Raw genomic sequence first — 17,700 nt, forward strand, 5'->3', positions numbered from 1 at the left:
GCGGATGATAAGGGAATTAACCGTAACTACCCGCCACACCTTATAAAATAAGGTTTACAGGCAAGTGAAGAATTTTCTTCCCCTACATCTTCCCCTATCTTACGGCGGTTAACCGGGGACTGCCTGACTCCACAAACAAAAAATCCCCCTCACATCACTCTAGGATAGAGCAATATGAGGGGGGGTACACGAACTATTAGAAAAATTCCAACAGTTCAATAATCTCACTTACCTTTTGGTCGCGTCCACGATACGCTGTGTAGCTTCCTCGACACTCTCCGCAACTTCCTTACCCATAGCTGTCAAGAAATCGTTATGGCGTTGCCAAGCCTGCGAAATCAGCATATTGTAAATGTCGAAATTCACTTTGCCATGCGTTGTCAATCCCTGAGCATAACCAAGCGCTTCAATATCAGTGAGAGCACGTGCTCCTGTCACCTCACCAAGCAAAGCATACGCAGTAGAACCCCAAGGTGTCGTAGTCTCGACCATGAACATGTTATTATCCTTCCAATTATTTGTATCTGCCGAGGCAGCATTAGTTGATATTGTTGAGGTACTATCCTGTACCAGGTTTACGAAGTCTTGCCACGTGTAATTAAAACGCGCAAAATAAGGCAATGGGTCGGTATGATCTGAGCCTCCCCAACGCTGAGATGCGTCATTATGCGTGATGAGCCTGTCTGTGCTCCACCCATGAGCTGTTAAGCGTTCACGTACCACTTGCGCGGCAATCCGAATACCTTTCACGAAATCGTCTGCGTTGGTGGCTTCGCAAATCTCCAAACCCTCCACATAACCATTACCGTTACCCACCTGGTAGCAGAGACGATCGTAAGGTACGGTGTGGTAGGCTTCCGTCCAGTCGGATACGAGGTGTACGGCATACTCATAGTCGCGGCTCCACAGGCTTACATGGTTAGCCGCTGTCGCACCTGGGTTAGCAGTGGAATGGACACAAAAAAAGGAGGCTGATAAGCCTCCATGCCCATTATTAACAATTCTCTCCTGGATAATACTCATACACTATTCTTCCTCTCCTGTAGTTACGTTTGCCACATGCTTACCCTCACGAGTGATAGATGGTACAACACTTGCGGGGGTTAACGTGTCGGTCGCACCCATGCTCGCAATACTGGTAAGCACACTAATCAGGGCTGCCATAGCAGTAACTGACAACACGTTTACCCAATCCACCGTAAGCAAGCCCACAGCCCCCGTACCGAGCACACCGATAGCAGCCTGTGCTGCCGTCTTAATAGCACGTTCGATAGTGTCATACATAAACTCGCGTGTGAAATGATTCTTCATAACTTTTCTCCTAAACTATTCTTTGGTTGATAATGCTTGCATATACGCGTTGAGCGTGCCTTTATCCTTTGTCCACGCTCAACCCCTCCCTCTCTGCTGTCCGTTCGATAGCAGTCCTAATCTCATCAGGAAGTTTCGGTTTCGGATGTTCGTCCATCCATGATTCATCAAGTACGCCACATAAGCCGCCAAGCCAATGACCGATAGCACGCACGTAAGCGGTTTTTACGTTGTCGCTTTGCTCTAACTCATAAAGCTTAGATTCTACGTGTCTGCGCTGGCGTTGTTCAGCTGATACTAAATGGCTCAACTCGCCCACATGTTTGTCCGTTTCTGCGAGCTGTTTACGCAGCTCACCTTCTAACTCTGCTTGTATTTTTTCGGCAGACGCAGCATTGTTCGCTTGTGTGGCTCGCGCAGTACTGTAGGCGACCGCGAATGAGACAATTCCGGTAATCAATGCGACGATGATATTGTCGAGCGCAATAGGTGCTAAGGGAAACACCATATAATACACCTCCTAAAATTTTTATATGGGACAGTCTGGGACACTTTGGGACGAATGGGACAAAACACGGATAAAAACTTGGACAAATGGGATAAATTCTTAGACACAAGAAGCGTAACCTCGATTATCGGGTGAGTAATGCTATGCCGGTACACGTGAAGGTTATAGCAGTTCCATACCTTGGTGAGGTTATCACGCTCACGCGCGTAGGCAATATGGTTTTAGCGAACGGTAATATGAAATTTACGCAGAGCGGGCAGCAGAATTATTCCACAGCTAATGAGACTATTCCTGCAGGATATAGTCCTACAAACGTGAATACGCCGATTGTTTGCGGTAGCGTGAACTTTAGCTTGCTTGTATACGCGGTTTAGCTCGGCATAAGATCATGCGTAATCCACGATGCGCCGATATGTACCCACCCGTAAGCATTTCCAAGTAAAGTTATCGTTCCGTCAGGTTTGATAAGCATATCCATTTTTTGATTGCCACCCCACGAGACAGCGGTAGTGGCGGTTGGACAATAACCAGTTGGGATAGTCTCATTCACTGTGACATTACCCGCATTTTGAACGTTATCGCACGTACCTTGCCCGCCCAAGGTTACAATATTACCTTCGCGAGTAAGCGTATACGCGCCGCCAGTCTGATACGGCAAACGCACAGTAGTACTTTTCGTTGCCTGTAGGCTAGTTACCTGAGATTCCACATTACGTAAATTAGACGTTAGAATATCATTCACGCTGGTTATCCGATTATCCACGTTTGTTACACGGTTACCTGTTGATGTAATCTGCGACTGCAAGCCTGTAACATTTTCCTGCAATTTAATCGTATTCTTCGTTAACAGATAAGAATTATGCACCTGGCTAATATCTGTGGATACGCTTGGCGTCAATCCGTTCAAGACGACTTTCGCGTAAGCGAAGCGAGAATCGGTCGTCTGCTCATCCGACCAAGCAGGAGATGTTATAGACGGCACAGTAGGATTACCCGTAGTTGCGGTACCTTTAACAACTTCTAACGTAACCTTTTCTATACCTTGAGCATCCTGCGTGTAGTGGAAGACAATCAAGTCGATACGCTTATAGCCAGACTGTCCCGACTCGATAGTGACTTCCATCTCCGTATCAATACGCACATGACGACCGTGAATAAGCCAGTTGCCTGAAGGAATAATAATAGTATTCGCGTTCTTAACGCGCGGCTGCTTCCACTCATTAGCCTTATCAACCAGCTGATAAATATCCGCGCCAAAAACTCCAATATTAAAATTGGCGGCATCTAACGCAGATACATGCTTCGCATCCGCATGACCTGTAATAAGCTCAATAACCATAATCTACTCCTCCCCTGCTATGGTAGGCTGATTAGTCTGCTCATACTGCTTGACGCGCTCCGCCGCCGCTTTATTCGCTTCCGTCGGCTTCTTCAACGAATACTTCGCCAGATACTGGTCGAACCCATAATCACGCTTATATTGGTCTTCGTTGAACTGCTTCGCACACTTTGTATCAAGCACAAGTAAAGTAGGCTCACTTGACCCCATACGTAAATACAGTGTCGTCGTAAAATCCGATACCCCTGTATCTCCATCTTTCAAATATTTTTGAGTCCCGCACCTATCACACGTGTATAAGGTGTATCCTTTGTCTTTCGCCATAATATTCTCCTTAATAATTAGATGTCACTCGCCGCTTATCAGATAATGTGTAACTATAGGAAAGCACACCGTTGTCGAGTTGCGTGATTTTCTTGGAAACAGCAGCTTCCACCGTAACGTGAGCCGACAAAGACTCAGCAACAACCCTGTCACCCACACCCAACTCTCTACTAGAATCACCGAGAGAAATTTTCGCAACAGTCAATTCTTGATATTCTTGAAGCTTTTTCACACACTCAGATTTCAACTTCTCAACGTCTTCTTCACTACTCAACTCATGCACAGCAGTAAGCTCATTGATACCGAAGAGTGACTGCTTGTCGCTCACCACTCCCCTACTATCAGCGTACACATGCACGACAAGACGATCCTTTAAATCGCCTTTACCCAAGCCAATAATATGGTTAACAACGTTATTATTGACTGTTGCGTCCACGTGGACGGTCGCGTAAAGGTTCGAAATAATCTGCTTGTCTACCGTGATAATGTAAAGTTTTTTAGCGTCTACATCATAATAGAAACCAAGACACCTATTAGCTTTGTCGCATAAGCGTTGCAAAGCCTCATATGCCGTACAATAGCGAGGTAACTGCAAAATTCCAATACTATTGGAATTTGAGCTTGGCAATACGCTAATAAAACTAGGCGCGTTCACATGCTTCAGCAAAACCTGTATACAAGTAGTGAGATTCTCTGAGAGAATATAATAATCGTCACCCTTTTCAGGTTCAACAATTTTGTTCCCGAACACTCCAGACCAGGAACGACCAGAATACACAGTCTCACCATCATTATCACGGATAGAATCGATAATGCCGCCGTATTCCGATTCGTTCACACACCACATATCACCAGGATTAACCATCACACTTTCAGGCAGAATATCGGTGAATGAGAGTTCGAAATCGTTCTCGGATTCTCCCACGGCAATATCAAAGGAAGCGTGAGACAAGACTGCCTTCACGCTCCCATCATTGTTCAGAATATGTACGACTACAGCCACGGTGCCCTGCCCTTCTGCTCCCACACGGTAATATCGAAATTAAAATTGTTATTCCATGCGACTTCACCGCCTGATAAAGGTAGAGGAGCGAAAATATCCATACCTTTATTGAAGTAGGCTTGCTGGAGAATATTCTCACGCTCACCGTCAGCACGAACAAGAGTCACTGTTTTCTCCAATGATTTCACTTCAATACGTTCACCAGACGCTATAGTCGCATCCACTGCATATGAGTTGCCAGCGATAGTGATACGAGGATTAGAGACTGGCCCAAAAATAGTTAAATCCAGACCAGAAGGCTGAGAACCCTGATTATTAAGCCTACCGATAATATTGTTACGTGTGTAATCGAAGTTGTAATCATGCGCATAATCAAGCCCTTCGCCTTGCATGATATCAATCACATACTCATGATTGGAGGGGCGTCTCCACACGCCCTCCACAAGCAACAGGGTGAGCGTCGTCTCATAAAATTGTGGCGTAATGGTTTGTGCTGCGTCTTTCACGATGAATACTTGAGCTTGCCAATCATTGACATGCAGAACACCTGGGGTATTCGATTCCACGTCCTTGTCAGCCAGTTCAAGGAATTCTTCAAGAATACTCGCACGAGTCGCTTTCAAAGCAAGATTCACAGTACGACTAGACCGACTACGAGCAGACAAAAACTTACCCTTCTGCTTATACGTCCACTCGCCAGACCTGAGTTCTGGAATCGTTTCCGCATATAAATGGTTTTCACCGTTTAATTCCACGGTTTTTAACTGTGAACCAGCCTCATACGTAATATGATTAACCAATTTTTTACACCACCTTAGAAACGATTCAACAGACGTCCACTTGCTGTATCCGGCGTATTATCCGCGATAATATCGCCAAGATTATTCAATAAAGCGCGCAACAGTACAACGAGTTCTTGAGTAGATTCCGCTTGACTGCGCATAGAATCATTATTGCCAGCAGAAGATTGAACCTGCATCATATACGACAATTGAGGATTCAACCGCGCATTCACATCATCAAACGAACCAGCCAACTGGTCGCCCATGCCAAGAACGTTATTCTGCACATTCTTGAATGAAGTTCTCAAACCTTCGTTCAAGCCTTGCATGATGGCGTTACCTGCAGGAATCAACAGCTTACGATCGTAGCTGATTGGACCCTTGTGGCTTTTAATCCAGTCGGCGATACCACCAACGAAACCTGTCACCTTCCCCCATGCGGCTTTCAAGCCGCCCAAGAGACCGTCCATAATCGCTTGACCTGCGTTGCTCAACCAGCTACCCGCGCCGGATACTGCGCCCATAACCGCGCTCTTAATACCGCTCACAATATTCGAGACAGTATTAATACCATTACGCAGCAGTCCTGTAATACCGTTCCAGATACTGGAAAAGACACTCCTCATCGCATTCCACGCGCCCTGCCAATCACCTTTAAGAGCAGCTGTCAACGCTTTCATAATGCCGATAAGCACATCACGAATAGTCGTAAAGACAATCTGAATTTGATTCCACATGCCTTGCGCAAACGCAACAACAGTATTCACCAATGCGTTCCACACCGTTGTGATAGCAGTCTTAATCGCATTCCAAATAGTCGTAGCTACATTAAGAATCATGGTCCACGCATTTTGCAGACCAGTCATCAACATATTCGCTAACGTTTGAACGGCGCTTACGAGCCCGTTCCATAATGCGGTAACACCCGTAACAATCGTCTGTACGATAGGTTGAAGAACACTCCAAATCGCATTCCAAATAGCAGAGAGAGTGTTACCGACCGCGTTGAACGCGGCAATAATCCCATTCCACACACCTTGGAGCCAGCCAGTGAACGCTTGCCAAGCGGTCTGCATAGCAGTAATAATCGGAGTAAAAATATTAACGAGTAGCTGCCATGCACCCTGCAGAAACGCGGAAACCATATTCCACGCGGCAATAATACCATCAATAAGACTCGTCCACCGAGACAATACAGCGGCGATAAACGCGAAGAAGAGCTCAGCCATCGCCTCAAACAATGGTTGAAGGAATGTCATAAGCACAGAGAACGCTTGCTGAATAGCGTTAATAGCAGGAGTGAAGAATGTGACAACCGCTTGCCACGCAACTTGTATCGCTTGCATTGTGGCATTCCACGCGGCAACCATACCAGCGCTCACCGCTTGGAAGAAGCTTACAAAACCCTGCCACACCTGCGACAACGCGGAACAAATCGACGAGAAGAAGCTGCTTATCGCATTCCACGCAGTTTGAAGCCAACTACCCGCCGTATTCCACGCGGATACAATAATATTACAGAAAGCCTGCCATGCAGCCTTACCCGTTTTCGTCTGTGTGAAGAAGAATGCGAGACCAGCAACAACCGCCGCAATAGCAGTAATAATAAGAACAAAAGGATTAATCGCCATAACCGCATTAAATGCCGTCTGGACAGCAGTCATAACTTTCGTACCGTTACTTAACGCGACTTGGACAGCTGTGAAAGCAGTAGCGCCAGTACGATAGGCGTCCATGCCAATCTTCACAGCCTTAACGACTGTATTATAGGTTTGCATGCCGGCTTTAGCTACGTTGAGCGCACTGTTGATGGCGTTGAACGCGCCGACTGCACCTACTAAACCAGCGGTGAGAGAGACGACGAGAGGATTACCAGCAGACAATGCAGTGAAGAAATCCTGTACCGGTGTAAGTATCGCGCTAGCAGTATTCACGAGCAATGTGAGCACCGTGATAAGCGCTTGAACACTTGTAGCGATTAACGGTGGTGGCGCAAGAGCGTTAAAGTTAAAGCCTTTGAAAATGCCTGACAAAATTGTGCCGAGATTCTCAAAAGCCTGACGTAACGGCTCGATCGCACCACTCTTATTAAGCTCAGTCCACAGTTGCGCGAGGTACTCTTTCACACCGGTAACCATGCTTGCCGCCGCGTCCCCCACCAGGTTAAACTGCGAACTAAAACCGTTAATCACTCCCGCAATCTGCGAAACACCGAATGCTTCAATAACCTTCTGCACTGCTTTAGCGATACGATTCTGCATATTCTGCATGGCTGTGCCAATACCCTGTGTAGAAGCCCTTGCTTGCTGCTCGAATGAGCCTAAACCATTCACACCCTGAGTGTTCAACTGTACGAGCGCATTATTAAAATCTTGGAAGCTAATCTTTCCTGACTTCATCGCCTCATACAAATCATTAGAATTATGGCCAGCACCAAGCAAAGCTACAGACAATTGATTCAACTGTCCTGGCATAGCGTCCATCATGGAACGCCAAGCCTGCATATCCACCTTACCTGCGGCAAGCATCTGCGTGTACTGTTGCATAGCATTCGACTGGACAACTGTAGATTTACCGCCAGCGAGCAACGCATTATTAAGAGCCAAGCTAATATTTGTCGCCTCATCAAGCGAAGATGTCAACGGAGCAAGTTGCGTAACCATGCCCGTTACATCGCTCATTGTTGTTGGCAAGCCGTCAAGATTCTTACTAATCTTCTTAATGCTCGCCGCCGCATCTTCAGCCTTATATCCCAAATTTTGCATGACAAGCGGGAAATTATTCATGGCGTCAGCACGACTGACAGCGCTTGTTACGCTGCCAGCAATCATATCGAAAGCTCGACTAGCAACTGTGGAGGCTACACCAATAATAGTGCCCTGTACCGCACCAAAGCCCTTAGAGAAACCGTCGCCAGCTTTCTTACCAGACTGGTTAGCCGCAGACGTAGCTTCACCACCGCTAAACGCAGACTTAATCGCCTTACCCACACCTTCCATCGAAGGAATAATAGGCACATAAGCCTTAGCTAACGCGATACCTTTAGCCATTAGTAACCTCCACTATTCACTTTTTAAGTTAGACCGAGACGCTCATTCAAAGCCTCAATACCCATAACCGCAATATCCACGCCCTCATGTGATTTCACCGAGATCCTCTCGCCAGACGGTTCACCCTGCATACTACCCGGGAAAGGTAACTGCAAAGGCTTATCCGGACGCTCATCCTCAACCGTATTAGCCCACTGAAAATTCAAAGCGATATTTGCAATCACAGTAAGCAACGTGTCCGTAAGCGAATACTCCAGCTGATTATGTTGAGCGATATAAATCTGCGAGCCCGCAGGTAGTTCAATCACAAGATAACCGATAAAAACGCTACCGTGTTCGGCTACGGTTTCAGCATTGAATTTCAGCCCGTACACCCTGTATAAGTCTGCGATAAGCGCGGACTTATAAAACGTATAACAGTATACGAGCCTTAAGAATTTGGGTTCAGCTGGTTCAAAACCTCATTCAAAATTTCACTCATGCGTTGAGTAGAAACGTAATCGTCAAGAGTAGCCAACTGCTTTACACGCTCATAAGAATCATCGGGGAACACAAGGTGGAGCACTCCAATCAAGGCTGAAACATCACCCTCCATAATTTTTGAAGAAGCTTCGATAAGACGAAAATCGTCAATCGCACGCTCATTCACTTTAATGTTCTCACCTTGTATACGCGCATACCCTTTCTCAGGCAGATAATCGTGAGGTTGAGGCTGTGCAGGGGCTTGCACTGGGGTATAAGCCTGTGCTTGAGACTGTACCTGTGCTTGTGGAGTAAATGTAGTCGGTTCCATAACCTAGAATCCTTTCATTTTATAGCTTGAAAAAGCTCCTTTACTTTTTTGCGAGAAGATTATTGGCTACACTCCTATCCGCTTTTCAAAATTTTCGAGAAGAAAGGAGTAAAAGACTCGAAAAAATGAAGGTGGATAGCCCTTTGAGAGAGAGAAGAGGGGAAGAATTGAGTGCAGCCAAGCCTATAAAATTAGTTGCCGGAAGATGGAGAAGCTACAGTATTAACCGTACCAGGATTCTTCTTTTTAAAATCGATGAATTCGCGCACTGTAGCACCGTCATACTCATCAAAAGGAGAAAGGGACACTGTTACACCATATGAGAGTGCTTCAGACGATGCCTGCTTATATTCACTTGTCTCATTCACCGTCATCTCAGGAATAACCATACGATGCTTCGCGCCATTAGTAAGAACAGCGTCAACAACCATCGAGAACTTCTCACCAGTAGGCATCTTATGATCAATCTGCAGTCCACCGTTAGCAGTCTCAATCACATTCTCGCTACCGAAACGAAGCTTAGCAGCATCAATATTGAGAACTTCCAGCATAGTGAATTCTGCTGTCTCAGAATACTTAGAAATCACAGAAGCAATAGTCGTTCCGCCCATATCTTCCAAAGTCTGAGTATCAGTATCCGTCTTCCACGTAATACCGTCAGTTGAAATATAACCAACGTTCTGGAATGCTTCGTTTAATTCATCGAAAGCACCCGTTGGCAATACTGTACCTGTAGGTGCGATGAAGACAACGCCTGTTGCCTTTGTTTTAGTAAATGCTGCGTTACTAGCTTTATTCTTTTTACGAGCCATAACAAATACCTCCTTAAATTAGGTATAAAAAGAGCCTCACACCCCTTAACGATGTGAAGCTATAATTTTTTCTTTTATGATTAACTATTCAATGTCATAAGCCCAGTCCACAGTGAGAACGAACGTAATCGTATACCGTGACTGTTTAGAATCAAGCAAAGGATTATTATAAACGCTCATAATATCCACGCTCAAGAATGGAAGAATATCATCGACAGATTGGCGTAACAGTCTAACGATATGGTAAGCGGTTTCTTCCGTCGATTTAAGCTTATCTGCATACACATCAACAGCGAAAACAGTATCCTTCGCATAATCATTGACACTTCCGCCCGTCTGCTCTACAACAATAAGCTTATTATTCTTACTATTCGTATTCACAGACTCGGGAACCATCCATGTTACCGTAAAACCAGTAGGCTTATGCTCGCGCAAATAATCCGTCAAGAGGGAATGCACAGTATCCATGCCTATGCGCCTCCTGCAGAAGTCGCGCGAAGCAATGTACGATAACGCGAATTATCATACGCGGCTTCACCATTATCCGCTCGAGCAGCGGCAACAGAACCGAAACGACTATCACGAGACGACGCAGAAGAATACTTTGCTTTCTTCCTCCCCCTCATCCGATTAGCATTATTCGCAATACGTTCAGCCTCAGAATCCAATAATGCGCGCACCTCAGGAGAACGCCTATACTCAGTAAAACCAGCATAATCGAGTCCCACGCGAATCTTACCACCCATAATCAATTCACCCTCCTTGCCAATACACGCACATACCAAATTGTAGGTGTTATATCGGTAAGCGCTGGATAAGGGTCGCCGAGCACTTGTACGATACGACCATCAGGAAGAGTAAAACGCGCATCACGCAGATTATGAAATTCCCATGTGCGAGGCATGTAGAGTTTCGTATCCGCATTCTGCGCGTATAAATCTCTCGTAGACGCGGTTTCCTGAACCGTTGGAGAAGCAACAAGAACATTATCTACAGCTTCAGGCTTACCGTATATAGTCTCCACATCACCTTCTGCAGTTTCAACATTCTGAGAGTATTGGAGTTGGATTGTAATTCCTCTCATACTAAAACTCCTATAGTTCAATATGACCAATATGTTGTTTACCCTGCCCAAGAAGCTTGAGCTCTCGAGGAAGAAGCCGTAACCCTCCCACAGGTTGACCAAAACCGAACGATTGACTAAAACCATCAACACTCATCGTTGTACTCGTCACACCATCAGGCACAGCAGTATTGCGTTCCTGCTCGAACACGCGTTGAACCATAGCAATGACAATATCCTTGCAGATACCTGGTTCAGCATCTTCTGCCTGTTTATATCGTGGAGCAGCTAGGCGCAACATACGACTGGCAGAATCCAGTAGTAGTTGCACCCGCTCCTGTTCAGAACTATCCAACGGGTAGACAGCTTCCAACTCATTGGTAGTCGCGAAAGATTTCGTCATAAGCTACCTCCCATCAAAAGTAGTTCATAGTCTTAAGCCGAAGGAGAAGATGCCTTAGGCTTCAATACTGCAAAACCCTTAGAATCGAGCACAGCGAAGTTCAATACGGCTTCAGTACGGTATGCGACCTGATTCATACGCTTCAAATCACCTGCACCATCTGGATCACCAAAAGCAATTTCTTCAGTAAACATTTCACGCGATAAACCCCACTTAATAAGGTCAAAATCACCCATGATTGCCAGAACTGGTTTTACAGTATTAGATACAGCCGCACGAATACCATCAACCTGCGCACCATCAGTCAAATTCAATGGAATTTCTGGATACATGCGAACGCCTGTAGAAGTACGCACTGCACGCAAATCACCAGCTTCCTGACGAGAAAGCGCAACACCATTAATTTCATAGTCAATAAGAGCTGCTGCAAGCTGGTCAAGGTGCTTTGCCGCATCCTTATCTGCTGTCACGCTAGTAGCACCCTCAGTAAGAGCAGTGACTCCTGCGAGAGAAGAATTATCCTTAGGGTTTTGACCGTTGAACACAATAGTGTCAAGTGCGCGACCGATAGCTTTTGCTTGGTCGGCAAGAATAGACTTGATAATCTGAGCCTGCGCATCCTCATCCGTCCACTTAAGCTGATTAGACACACGTGTAGTAGTCTGAACGGTGAGCTGTGTTGCCTTAACAGGCTTCACAATCTGCTCATATGCACTCTTATTAGCACCTTCACCAACAACTTCAGCTACTGCATTACCAGAAAAATAGTTATATTCCTTGGCAAGCATAGAAGAGGGTACTGCTGGGGATAATGCGGCAATAGCCGAAGCGCCCTGTACATCCTTAGCAATAGTGGTTACCACATCACTTGGAATAGCAATCTTTGTAGTATCAAGAACTGCCATAATATTTCCTTATTTCTCCTAGTTTTTATTGATTAATTGACGTGCCATCACATGCAAACCATCATCTTTAGGTTCACGTGATGGAGTTTTAGATTGATCACTAATAGGCAGACGAGGACGCTGTGAGTTCCACGCTAAAAGCTTCTTCACGTACTCTGTCATCGCTTCTTCATCACCATCAGGCAACAAATTAGCAGGCACTCCAGTTTCTTCTGAAACTTTTGACTTTATTTCCGCCATTTTTTGCGTAGCGTTAATCTCGTTAAGTTCCTTCTGTAATTTGTCTGCTTCATCGGCGCGCTTGATTAGCTCTTCATTCTGCTTTTTAAACTCTTCCAGTTGTTGAGCAGCTTCAAAGTTCTGCTTAGCACGTTTTTCCCATTCACGCGAATGCTTAAGCAGTTCATCATATTTCGCCTGCAAATCATCACCAACAGAAGAAATATCCTGTGGCGCTGATTGTTCAGCAGACTCAGTGTCTGTCTGTGGCTTAATTGGTTCTGGTTCTGCCATATTTATGACCTTTCCTATTTTATTGACCACTCTGCCATGCGGCTGAGCAAGACCATGCCCCGTAGCGGAGCATGGATTTACGAGCACCGTGAGCAAGATTCGAACTTGCGTAGCAACAATTGCGTCAGACTTTACAGTCTGAAGTCTTTAACCACTTGACTATCACGGAAAAGATTGATTAAATATAAGTAATGAGCCGTCGTTCATACCAGTAGGTAAGTTCCGCGGCTCATTTGATTCTTACAAGATTCTCCAAGCTGTCAATCATATAAATTTTTCGATTATGAAATTTAACAGTGATTGTTAGATAATGTTTAAGATCATCATCACTCATAGAATGAGTATTATCTGAATTATCAAATACAACCGCAGTCGCATCAATTTTCTTCGAAGCGTTACCAAGATGACTCTCAATCGTATTTCTTGTAGTCGCCTTGCTGAGTGTTTTTATCTCAATTCCGCCTACGAGATCAGCTTTACCAATACGTCGCCCATTAGCATCTTCTTTCCAATCCTGTTGAAAAATGCACTTTATACCATTTTTAGAAAGTCTCAGAGCAGTTAGCAATTCTTCATCTTTTACACGCTCACGAACAAATTCACTCTCATACTCAATAGTTGGTATTTTCCCTGTGTTGAGCCATTCGCGGTCTCGTGTACGCATCTCAGCAAGAATTTGATTACGCTTCCATACATTGTAACGAGGAATCTTACTGCCTGGAGGCTGCTCTAAAACCCAATGATGATAGCGATCACTGCTTGCATAATGTTCTACAGCATCACGACACTTAGCATACTGCTTATACAATGAGTCAGGATCATATCCAGGAATCGATTGTTCACCCCATGAGGGGATAATCAAACAATCATCATGTAAATGAAACTTACTCGAATCTCCCGCAGTATCCTCAGTATGATAAACAAAACCACGCGAGGCAATCATCACACACCATTCACACGTAATACCCTGCGGCACACGAGCATAGCGTACTTCACTAGGGTCTTTTTTAGCTGTGAAAAGTGTCGTTAATCGAGAAGTACGATGCGCTACATCATATGCGAGATTAACCCACTGCGAAGAATCATTATGATCGAATTGAGCAACCGCCCGACCCCACATATCATCGATAGTTAACCGCGCACGATTACGCCCCGTATACACCTGCTTCCACGTTAAACCATTAAAATCCGTGCGCGAATAACCATGCAACGCATCATATAAACCACGGTCAGCATGAACGATAAACTCCTTATAGTCATCAAGCTCTACATCCGATGCAAAAGACCATAATTCACGACTTGACGCGTAATATCGAGCAGCCTCCTCGCTCATCTGAGCAGCATAATCAGTTACAATATCACGATATAACTCATTATCCACCACGGAATCATCTGAACCAACAAGCTGAGTTACACGCTTCTTAAAAACATCATCAATCTCAGCAATAATCTTTTGATGCTTCCCGTATAAAGAATTTAATTCAGATTGCAAAGCCTCAGCTGTACCATCACGCGGTTGAAGAATCGAAGGAAGATTCATCTGATTCTTGTCGCTCATAAGAATTCTCCTCCTTATCCTCCGTTATCAAGCGTTTTTCTAAACTATCCACAGCCTGCTGCGCTCTCTGCTTGCGCTCATCACGCCTAATTTGAGCAACCTCATCAAGAGTTAAACCTGCTTTACGCAAACCCACAGTAGAATTCGCAAATACTGGATTCTGCGACGCTATCTTCGTGTAATAATCAGCACGCGCAGCATCACTCACCTCATGCGTCGGAGACCATACAGGTACAACACCCGTAAAATCTGGCACGGTAAGTAAACCGTCACGCGCTTGAATAGCCATAGCGAGCGCGTTTTTCAGCTGGCGTCCAAAAGCTATGTTTTGACGGTTGGCTGTTCGCGTAAGCCATGATTCGGATGCTGCAAGTGCTTCCTGGCTTGATGGGTTGCTTACTCTCATGCCGAGCGTTTCTGGTGTAAGGTCGGTGATTGCTGCAACTTGCATGACAAGCGTTTCAAGCATGTCACCATGTGGGCTCATGCTTGCTTGATTGACTTGCTGCATGGTTGGCACATTACCATCCTCATCCCTGCTAATACTGTTAATACTATTGACGGCGATTTTCCACGCATCTGTCGTCATAGCATCAGGATCAAGACCAAGAAACCATAATTGTGGATAGGAGTAGAATTCTGCAGTTGATTCCATGCGAACCATAGTGCGGAAAGCCACGTCAGTTAGCGCCATTAAAGCACGATTGATACGCGAGTGCCCGAATGGTCTATCCATTTGAGCATCATAAACGAAAGGAACAATCATGGGCTGAGGCATGTTCGTCACTATTGTCTCAGCAACCCAGTGATTATTTATCCGTGTGCACTCATAGTTCTTAAAAGGCATCCATACAGTAAAAGCAGTAATATCACCTTCATCATTGCATTCAGTAATCGTCATCGCTGCACTAATACGCCTATTCTTCCTATCCCACAAGGCGCTCGACCAATCAGCAGAGCGAGGCATCAACACCATACGCCCAGCCTCATCCGCGTAAATTGTCAAAAATGAGCAAGAATGTTTATACGCGCTCACAATCAATTGCGATACATCAACATCAAGCTGATTATCCTCAACAATCTTACTAATACCATAATCATCACTGTCTGAGACAACAAACCCTTCAAAAACGCTTTTATCCGCGAGAGCGCGCACACTCTTTTCTGCCCAACCAATAGTATTGACTGCCTGATTAGCGATTTGTGGAGGTATCGCTACACGTAGGTCACGAAAACGGTTACGCGCATCATAATAGGCACTGCGTAGCATGTTGCGTGGATACTTTTGTCGCCACAATTTGAATAGTTTGTTGATTATAGGATAGTCACCTTCGTTAATACCATTAATTTTTCCTATATTGCTCGTAGCAAGGTTAAGGATTTGATTATCAATGTTGAAAAACATAGTTAGTTTATCCTTTGCTTCCGTCCCGGACGACGCTTCGTTGTAGCAACACCTTCAAGAGCAAGAGTGACGGCGACAAGAGGACTAATGTCTACATCACTGCCTGACTTATTCCATGCTTGCATGCCATTTTGTCCAACGTTACGCAATATTGCGCCGCCTACTGCAATGTCAAGTGGTTGCTGGTCTTTCAGATGCGTTAATTTACGTTCAACAAGCATGCTTTGAAAACGCTCCACAGCTCGCCCCATGTCACGCAACGACGTTTGAGTCACCTTCACATGCGCTTTCGTAAGCTCTGGAACAAGCACCGTTGCTGGAGATTGATAGTCAATGACTACTACCGCAGTTTTACTCCACCTAGACGCTATCCAATCAACCGCCCACTGTGTACCTTCACGAGACGGATCACGATATTCGGCGAGTTCAACATGCGCTGTACCATCCTTATATCTCATGCATGCGCCAATACTAAAGGCTTTGCGGTTAGGACTCATATCCAATGCAAAACCTATCAAATCACCGCCATTCGGTCTTTCATCCACAGCTGACTGTCCCCACAAACTGGTGTCAATAGCATGCATCGAAATATGCTCATCCCACACTCCGAGAGCCTCACGGCGAAACGAATCATCAGACAATTGCCTGCGCATACGAAGGATAGCCGACTCCGACGTGCGGTGAGGATAAGAGGGATTTGCTTTCTTCCACTGGTTACGATCGTCAAGTTCGCAGTGTCTATCAGCACTGAATTCCACATAGAACGTGTCAGTGTCAACACCCTTGATAGCACCTAACCGCTTGCCAGTAAAAGCTTCACTAGGGTCATTAGGACGCGGAGGAGTTCCCATATAAATCGCCAAAGCATTCGGGGAAGCGTTCATAGACGGAATCATATTCTCCAACGCCGCCTCTGAAAGAATTTGCGCCTCATCAAAAACTTCCACGTCAACCGTATGCAATCCACGTCCAAAACCACGCTCGCGTGCACCAAACAAAATACGCGAGCCATTCATAAACTCTATAGCCTCTTGACCATTAGCACGACGAATATGCTTGACATATCCACGCAACGCAGCATTATCACAAATAGATGTAAGGTCTTTAAACGTTTCTGCAGAAGTGCGCGTATGATGAGCCGTCCAAAAAACGAGCAGTGGACGTTTACTCGTCACGCACATCAACAATACAATAAGTCCAATCGTAAAAGTCTTACCAACCTGTCGAGGAATGCTAATAACCGCGCCACCCACACCACACGCATATAAGCCATTCTTACGTTTACCAAGAAGAACAGTACCCAGCCCTTGCTGCCACAGGTCAAAAGTAAAGCCCAACCGTGTCGCAACTTGGTTGAGCCGAGGAAAATCTGAAGTAACGATACCATCAGGGATAATACAGTGCCTAGCCGCGTCAGATAATCGAGGAGTCAAAGCTACTTGACGATTCACTGTCATAACTCTCCTCCTCATTAATATCAACCGTAAGAGAATTCTTCCCCGCCGTGACAATATCATTCAATTGGCGTGAAACATTAATAAGCTCTCGAGTGATCCCCGCTAATGCTCCAGCTGGAGAATCAGGGGAAATCAAAGCCTTATGTAACACGCTACGCGCAAAGCGGAGCTCATCTTCCAAAGAATCATCCATCATGCGCTCAAACTCGTTCTTATCCAACTCAGCATTCACCGATTTAGAAACAGGAACAATAACCTTCTGTTTCTCCACACGTACCGAGTCAGCTTTCTTAGAATCTTTTTCAGCCTCTCGCGCAAACCTTTTCTTATTACGGTTATAATCCACGCGACAGCGTGCAGAACAAAACATTGGTTTACGCCCATGAGCGGAAGGCTTAAAGAAATTACTGCAATTTTTACACTGCAAAACAAAACCTCCCAACAGTTACGTATCGATTGTTACGAATTAAAAAA

At 45.3% G+C, this 17,700-nt stretch carries 22 protein-coding genes and 1 tRNA gene; 1 reads left to right on the forward strand and 22 read right to left on the reverse strand.

Going from position 1 to position 17,700, the window contains the following annotated elements:
• Nucleotides 1–228: 228 nt before the first annotated feature.
• From G464_RS0106915 to G464_RS0106925, 3 genes are all read right to left on the reverse strand, one after another.
• On the reverse strand, nucleotides 229–1,023 hold the full coding sequence (locus G464_RS0106915) for a peptidoglycan recognition protein family protein (RefSeq protein ID WP_022857252.1): 795 nt from the start codon (nucleotides 1,021–1,023) through the stop codon (nucleotides 229–231).
• A 3-nt stretch (nucleotides 1,024–1,026) separates the two neighbouring features.
• Nucleotides 1,027–1,311 carry a holin gene (locus G464_RS0106920; protein WP_022857253.1) on the reverse strand — a complete coding sequence of 95 codons (285 nt, stop codon included), beginning with the start codon at nucleotides 1,309–1,311 and terminating at the stop codon, nucleotides 1,027–1,029.
• Nucleotides 1,312–1,372: 61 nt separating this feature from the next.
• Complete coding sequence (locus G464_RS0106925; protein ID WP_022857254.1) at nucleotides 1,373–1,819, reverse strand: hypothetical protein; 447 nt, start codon at nucleotides 1,817–1,819, stop codon at nucleotides 1,373–1,375.
• 131 nt (nucleotides 1,820–1,950) lie between these two features.
• On the opposite strand from G464_RS0106925, the gene G464_RS09310 reads away from it, so the two are divergent.
• The gene (locus G464_RS09310; protein ID WP_155237061.1) at nucleotides 1,951–2,193 is read left to right on the forward strand and encodes a hypothetical protein; all 243 of its coding nucleotides are present in this window, start codon (nucleotides 1,951–1,953) and stop codon (nucleotides 2,191–2,193) included.
• Here the strand turns inward: G464_RS09310 and G464_RS0106935 are convergent.
• The 19 genes from G464_RS0106935 to G464_RS09345 all read right to left on the reverse strand — a co-directional run bounded on the left by G464_RS0106935 (nucleotide 2,190) and on the right by G464_RS09345 (nucleotide 17,596).
• Nucleotides 2,190–3,158, reverse strand: coding sequence for a hypothetical protein (locus G464_RS0106935; RefSeq protein ID WP_022857256.1), 969 nt, complete (start codon nucleotides 3,156–3,158; stop codon nucleotides 2,190–2,192). The two genes, G464_RS09310 and G464_RS0106935, sit on opposite strands and share 4 nt — an antisense overlap.
• A gap of 3 nt (nucleotides 3,159–3,161) precedes the next feature.
• Entirely contained in the window at nucleotides 3,162–3,482 is a 321-nt protein-coding gene (locus tag G464_RS0106940; protein WP_022857257.1) for a hypothetical protein, read from the reverse strand.
• Nucleotides 3,483–3,492: 10 nt separating this feature from the next.
• Nucleotides 3,493–4,485 (reverse strand): hypothetical protein, encoded by a 993-nt coding sequence (locus G464_RS0106945; RefSeq protein ID WP_022857258.1) that lies wholly within the window; start codon nucleotides 4,483–4,485, stop codon nucleotides 3,493–3,495.
• A complete protein-coding gene (locus tag G464_RS0106950) occupies nucleotides 4,476–5,285 on the reverse strand; it encodes a hypothetical protein (RefSeq protein ID WP_022857259.1) in 810 nt (269 codons plus the stop codon). Before G464_RS0106950 ends, G464_RS0106945 begins: the two co-directional genes overlap by 10 nt.
• Before the next feature lie 14 nt (nucleotides 5,286–5,299).
• Nucleotides 5,300–8,317: a tape measure protein gene (locus tag G464_RS09755; RefSeq protein ID WP_022857260.1), complete on the reverse strand. Its 3,018-nt coding sequence runs from the start codon at nucleotides 8,315–8,317 to the stop codon at nucleotides 5,300–5,302.
• 23 nt (nucleotides 8,318–8,340) lie between these two features.
• Nucleotides 8,341–8,691 (reverse strand): hypothetical protein, encoded by a 351-nt coding sequence (locus tag G464_RS0106960; RefSeq protein WP_022857261.1) that lies wholly within the window; start codon nucleotides 8,689–8,691, stop codon nucleotides 8,341–8,343.
• A 56-nt stretch (nucleotides 8,692–8,747) separates the two neighbouring features.
• Nucleotides 8,748–9,110: a hypothetical protein gene (locus tag G464_RS0106965; protein ID WP_022857262.1), complete on the reverse strand. Its 363-nt coding sequence runs from the start codon at nucleotides 9,108–9,110 to the stop codon at nucleotides 8,748–8,750.
• Nucleotides 9,111–9,301: 191 nt separating this feature from the next.
• Nucleotides 9,302–9,922: a phage tail tube protein gene (locus G464_RS09320; protein WP_022857263.1), complete on the reverse strand. Its 621-nt coding sequence runs from the start codon at nucleotides 9,920–9,922 to the stop codon at nucleotides 9,302–9,304.
• An 84-nt stretch (nucleotides 9,923–10,006) separates the two neighbouring features.
• A complete protein-coding gene (locus G464_RS0106975; RefSeq protein ID WP_022857264.1) occupies nucleotides 10,007–10,390 on the reverse strand; it encodes a hypothetical protein in 384 nt (127 codons plus the stop codon).
• A 2-nt stretch (nucleotides 10,391–10,392) separates the two neighbouring features.
• Nucleotides 10,393–10,668: a hypothetical protein gene (locus tag G464_RS0106980; protein WP_039777840.1), complete on the reverse strand. Its 276-nt coding sequence runs from the start codon at nucleotides 10,666–10,668 to the stop codon at nucleotides 10,393–10,395.
• Between the two features lie 2 nt (nucleotides 10,669–10,670).
• Nucleotides 10,671–11,006 (reverse strand): hypothetical protein, encoded by a 336-nt coding sequence (locus G464_RS09325; protein ID WP_022857266.1) that lies wholly within the window; start codon nucleotides 11,004–11,006, stop codon nucleotides 10,671–10,673.
• Between the two features lie 10 nt (nucleotides 11,007–11,016).
• Nucleotides 11,017–11,388 carry a Gp19/Gp15/Gp42 family protein gene (locus tag G464_RS09330; RefSeq protein WP_026472678.1) on the reverse strand — a complete coding sequence of 124 codons (372 nt, stop codon included), beginning with the start codon at nucleotides 11,386–11,388 and terminating at the stop codon, nucleotides 11,017–11,019.
• 32 nt (nucleotides 11,389–11,420) lie between these two features.
• Complete coding sequence (locus G464_RS0106995; RefSeq protein WP_022857268.1) at nucleotides 11,421–12,293, reverse strand: phage major capsid family protein; 873 nt, start codon at nucleotides 12,291–12,293, stop codon at nucleotides 11,421–11,423.
• Nucleotides 12,294–12,311: 18 nt separating this feature from the next.
• Nucleotides 12,312–12,806 carry a hypothetical protein gene (locus G464_RS09335; RefSeq protein ID WP_022857269.1) on the reverse strand — a complete coding sequence of 165 codons (495 nt, stop codon included), beginning with the start codon at nucleotides 12,804–12,806 and terminating at the stop codon, nucleotides 12,312–12,314.
• A gap of 84 nt (nucleotides 12,807–12,890) precedes the next feature.
• Nucleotides 12,891–12,974 (reverse strand) — tRNA-Tyr (locus tag G464_RS0107005).
• A gap of 61 nt (nucleotides 12,975–13,035) precedes the next feature.
• The gene (locus tag G464_RS09760; RefSeq protein WP_022857270.1) at nucleotides 13,036–14,364 is read right to left on the reverse strand and encodes a VG15 protein; all 1,329 of its coding nucleotides are present in this window, start codon (nucleotides 14,362–14,364) and stop codon (nucleotides 13,036–13,038) included.
• Nucleotides 14,315–15,769, reverse strand: coding sequence for a phage portal protein (locus G464_RS0107015; RefSeq protein ID WP_022857271.1), 1,455 nt, complete (start codon nucleotides 15,767–15,769; stop codon nucleotides 14,315–14,317). The genes G464_RS09760 and G464_RS0107015 overlap by 50 nt, the downstream gene beginning before the upstream one ends.
• Before the next feature lie 2 nt (nucleotides 15,770–15,771).
• A complete protein-coding gene (locus G464_RS0107020) occupies nucleotides 15,772–17,226 on the reverse strand; it encodes a phage terminase large subunit (RefSeq protein WP_022857272.1) in 1,455 nt (484 codons plus the stop codon).
• Entirely contained in the window at nucleotides 17,183–17,596 is a 414-nt protein-coding gene (locus G464_RS09345) for a hypothetical protein (protein ID WP_051126698.1), read from the reverse strand. The genes G464_RS0107020 and G464_RS09345 overlap by 44 nt, the downstream gene beginning before the upstream one ends.
• Nucleotides 17,597–17,700 lie beyond the last annotated feature (104 nt).

Origin of the sequence: Alloscardovia omnicolens DSM 21503 (assembly GCF_000420505.1) — a bacterium.
GTDB lineage: Bacteria > Actinomycetota > Actinomycetes > Actinomycetales > Bifidobacteriaceae > Alloscardovia > Alloscardovia omnicolens.